The sequence below is a fragment of the Microcella sp. genome (assembly GCF_030645145.1).
GTDB lineage: Bacteria > Actinomycetota > Actinomycetes > Actinomycetales > Microbacteriaceae > Microcella.
In genome coordinates, this window is record NZ_JAUSMI010000066.1 from 1 (window position 1) to 4,289 (window position 4,289).

The 4,289-nt window shown below is 74.0% G+C and carries 4 protein-coding genes and 1 pseudogene; 2 read left to right on the forward strand and 3 right to left on the reverse strand.

The features are described from left to right. On the reverse strand, positions 1-1,008 hold a 1,008-nt coding region (locus tag Q7T15_RS03935), incomplete at its 3' end, for a ribokinase (protein WP_304693487.1). A gap of 41 nt (positions 1,009-1,049) precedes the next feature. Here Q7T15_RS03935 and Q7T15_RS03940 point away from each other — a divergent pair. Further along, positions 1,050-1,889: a carbon-nitrogen hydrolase family protein gene (locus Q7T15_RS03940; protein ID WP_304693489.1), complete on the forward strand. Its 840-nt coding sequence runs from the start codon at positions 1,050-1,052 to the stop codon at positions 1,887-1,889. A gap of 40 nt (positions 1,890-1,929) precedes the next feature. Here Q7T15_RS03940 and Q7T15_RS03945 read toward each other — a convergent pair whose 3' ends face one another. Both Q7T15_RS03945 and Q7T15_RS03950 read right to left on the reverse strand, forming a co-directional pair. Then, a complete protein-coding gene (locus Q7T15_RS03945; RefSeq protein ID WP_304693491.1) occupies positions 1,930-3,129 on the reverse strand; it encodes an aminotransferase class I/II-fold pyridoxal phosphate-dependent enzyme in 1,200 nt (399 codons plus the stop codon). A gap of 73 nt (positions 3,130-3,202) precedes the next feature. After that, the gene (locus Q7T15_RS03950) at positions 3,203-3,856 is read right to left on the reverse strand and encodes a TetR/AcrR family transcriptional regulator (protein WP_304693493.1); all 654 of its coding nucleotides are present in this window, start codon (positions 3,854-3,856) and stop codon (positions 3,203-3,205) included. A gap of 206 nt (positions 3,857-4,062) precedes the next feature. On the opposite strand from Q7T15_RS03950, the pseudogene Q7T15_RS03955 reads away from it, so the two are divergent. After that, positions 4,063-4,289, forward strand: a pseudogene (locus Q7T15_RS03955) (hypothetical protein); the annotation flags it as partial.

The following is a 4,289-nucleotide window of genomic DNA, read 5'->3' on the forward strand; positions in this document are numbered from 1 at the left end:
TCGGTCTCCCTGCGCGCCGTCGCCGAGGGCGGCCGGCATGGCGCCGGCGCCTGCTGCTGCCGAGGAACGCGGGATCCCCGCACGGGCCTCGAGTGCCGCGCGCGCAGGAAGGGGCGCCGAGCCTCGGCGCTCCACACAGGCCGCAGCGCAGGCAGCGGCGAGCCGCCCGGCCACGTCCTCACCCGCACGCATCGTGAGTATAAGGGCCGTCGCGAAGACGTCGCCCGCGCCCGTCGTGTCGACGACCTCGACGCTCGGCGCGGGGCGGTGGCCGGTCGCGGCGCCCGCTGACGCGGGGGAGCCGTGGGCCGGGCGGCGCGCGAAGACCGCGCCCTCGCCGCCGAGAGTGATGACGACGCTGCGGCAGCGGGCGAGCAGGGCGACCGCGGCAGCGGCCGCCGAGGTCGGGTCGTCGACGGGCTCCCCGGAGAGATCGAAGGCCTCGGACTCGTTGACGACCAGGGGGTCGCACAGGGCGAGGAGGGCATCCGGCACCGGCGCGCTCGGTGACAGGTTCAGAACGACGCGACCGCCCGCCTCCTCGACGGCGGAGGCCGCAGCCGCGACCGCATCGACGGGCACCTCGAGCTGGGCGAGCAGCACGGTGCCCGAGCCCGCCAGCGCCTCGAGCGCGTCGACGACGGACGCGACGGCGACGCGCCCGTTCGCGCCCGGAGCGACGACGATCGAGTTCTCGCCGTTCCGGGCGAGGGTGATGAGGGCGACGCCGGTGGGCGCCTCCGCGGAGATCTCGACGTGCTCGACATCGACCCCGCCGGAGGCGAGCGCGTCGAGGAGGGCGCGGCCTCCCGCGTCGTCGCCGACCGAGCCCAGGAAGACGGGCCGGGCACCCTGCCGCGCCGCCGCGAGAGCCTGGTTCGCGCCCTTGCCTCCGGTGGCGGTCACGACATCGCCGCCCAGGACGGTCTCTCCCGGATGCGGATGCCGCTCGACCGCGACCGTGTAGTCGATGTTCGCGGAGCCGAGGACGACGAGGGGGGCGCTCATGGGCTCCATGCTGGCAGAGGGCCCGGCTCTAGGCTGGGCGCATGACCGAGACCGCCGAGACCGCCGGAACCGTCGCCGCGACGCGCACGGGAGTCGCCGTCGCGCAGTTCGCGCCGGGAAGCGATCCCGACGCCAACCTCGCGAGCATCCGGGCGCTCGCGGCCACCGCCGTCGAGCGCGGGGCGGGCCTCGTCGTCGCGCCCGAGTACAGCTCGTACTTCGTCCCCGATCTCGGCGCCGACTGGGTCGCCGCGGCCGAGCCGCTCGACGGCCCGTTCGTCGTCGGCCTCGGAGGCATCGCCCGCGACCTCGGCATCGTGCTCGTGGCGGGCCTCGTCGAGACCGGCACGCGGCCCGACCGGTTCCGCAACACGATCGTCGCGGTCGGCGCTGACGGGGGAGTCGTCGCGGTCTCGCGCAAGCTCCACCTCTACGACGCCTTCGGCGCGCGCGAGTCCGACTGGGCCGAGGCCGGCGCCATCGAGCCGCCGCAGCTGTTCGCCTTCGCGGGCCTGCAGGTGGGCATCCAGACCTGCTACGACGTGCGGTTCCCCGAGGTCACGCGCCGCCTCGTCGACGCCGGAGCCGACCTCGTGCTCATCCCCGCCGAGTGGGTGCGCGGCCCGCAGAAGGAGCACCACTGGCGCACGCTCGTCACGGCGCGCGCCCTCGAGAACACGATCTACGTCGCGGCGGCCGACCACGCCCCGCCGATCGGCGTCGGCTGCAGCCTCGTCGTCGACCCCATGGGAGTCACGATCGCGTCGATCGGCGAGCAGACGGATGCCGCGGTCGCCTTCCCGACGCGCGCCCGCATCGACGAGGTGCGGGCCGTCAATCCCGCCCTGGGGCTGCGGCGCTTCGGAGTCGCGCCCCGCTGACGCGCGCTCGTGGGCGCGCTCGCGCGACCCGACGGCTCGATCAGCGTCGGTAGGCGCTCAGCCGGCGCACCGCCTCGTCGATCGCCTCGTCGCGGCGGCAGAACGCGAAGCGCAGCGAGCTGCGGATCGCCGGGTCGGTCGTGCCCGGCGCGAACGCGGCGAGCGGGATCGAGGCGACCCCGGCATCCCGCACGAGCTCGCGGGCGAAGGCCGCGCCGTCCTCGACGCCGAGGGGCGCCGCGTCGGCCACGACGAAGTACGAGCCGCGGCTCGGCGACACCGCGAAACCCGCGCCGCGCAGGCCAGCGCTCAGGAGGTCGCGGCGACGCTGGAGGGTCAGGCTCGCTTCGCGGAAGTAGGAGTCGGGCAGTCGGAGGCCGACCGCGACGGCCGGCTGGAAGGGCGCCCCGTTGACGTAGGTGAGGAACTGCTTGACGGCGACGACCGCCTCGATGAGCGCGGCGGGGCCCGTGATCCATCCGATCTTCCAGCCGGTGACGCGGAAGGTCTTCGCGGCGCTCGAGATCGACAGGGCGCGACCGCGGGCGCTCGGCACCGTCGCGATCGGCGTGAAGGGGGCGTCGTCGAACACCAGGTGCTCGTACACCTCGTCGCTCACGACCACGGCGCCGTGCTCGGCGGCGCGCGCGGCGATGCGCTCGAGGAGCTCCGGGTCGATGACCGAGCCGGTCGGGTTGTGCGGGTTGTTGAGCAGGACGACGCTCGTGCCCGGCCCGATCGCCGCGTCGACGTCGGCGGGCTCGGGCTGGAAGTCGGGGCCGCGGAGCGGGATGGTCGCGTGCCGCGCGCCGATGAGTCCGATGATCGCGGCGTAGCTGTCGTAGAACGGCGACAGGGTCACGACCACGCCGTCCGGCGGCACGAGCGCGAGGAGCGCGGCCGCGATCGCCTCGGTCGCACCGGCCGTCACGAGCACCTCGGTGTCGGGGTCGGGAGCGGGGGAGCCGAAGCGAGCGCGATGCTCGCTGATCGCCGCCCGCAGGTCGGGGAACCCGCGACCCGGCGGGTACTGGTTGACCCCCGCCCGGATGGCGTCGACCGCGGCGTCGAGGACCTCCGCGGGGCCGTCCTCGTCCGGGAAGCCCTGGCCGAGGTTCACCGCATCGTGCGCGGCGGCGAGCGCCGACATCTCGGCGAAGATCGTCGGTCGCGTCGCGCCGTCCGGATCGAGGAGTCCCGCGGCGGCGAGGGATCGTCGCCAGGGCTCCATCGCGCTCATGCGCCCACCCTAGCGAGAGCGGCGCGGGGCGACGCGGCCGAGCGCGCGGCCGAGCGAGCGGGCGGAGCGGACGTCAGTCGTCGGAGCCGGAGCGCGACGGGATCGTGAGGCTCGTCGCCCAGTCGTAGAAGACGCGCTTGCCCGCCTCCGTGTCGGCGACATCGGCGTCGACGCTGCGCGCGAGCAGGTCGCTGATGCCGCGGATGACGAGATCGAGGTCGTCGTGGGGAGCGGTGAGGGCGAGGCCCGCCGAGCATACGGAGAGCACGGAGGAGATCATCGAGGCGTCGATGTCGCGACGGACCATGCCCGCCTCCTGGAGGCGCTCGATCATCTCGCCGCGGATGCCGACCTGGGGCACGTAGCGGAAGGAGTGGCTGTGGCGCATGATCCGGTTGAGCGCATCGCGATCGATGACGAAGAGCGTCTTCGACAGGGGCCGCTCGTAGATCCCCGCGAGGATGTACAGGTAGACGCGGGAGAGGAGCCCACCGCGCGGGTCGCGCTCGATGTGGTCGACGATGCCGGCGTACATCGCGGCGAACTCCCGGTTGAGCATCGCGACGAGCGCGTCGCCGGACGACTGGAAGAGCTCGGATACCTCGGGCTCGGAGAGGCCGGAGTGCGCCGCGATCGCCGGAATCGTCACCGCGTCGTAGCCGTCGGCCATGAGGATGTCAGCGGCGGCGGTGAGGATGCGATCGACGTCGGTCAGCGGAGCGGGCATGGAGCGTCCTCATTCGGGTGTGGAGGTGACGCCGTCATTGTACGACGGGGAGGTGGAACGGTGGGTTCACCCCTTCGGGGGGTGAGTCATCCGAGCCGGACCGGCATAGCTGTCATTGACCCGAGCGTCAGGCCGCCCTCAGAAGGGACAAATAGACTGCACAGGTTTGCGGAGGACGCTGACAGCGGCCGAAAGGAGACCTCGCCATGACCGAGAACCCGACCACCCCCGAGCCGCCCGCCCCCGAGCCGTCGGCCGGCCCGGCGCCCGAGACGACCTCCGCGCCCGAGGCGCACCCCGCGCACCCCGCGCCCGAGACCCACCCTGCGCCCGAGACCCACCCGGCGCGTCCGGTCCACGAGCCGCAGCCCACGACTGCTGACGCCGCAGCCTCGCCTGCGTTCACCACCGCTCCGGCCCCCGCTCCCGCTCC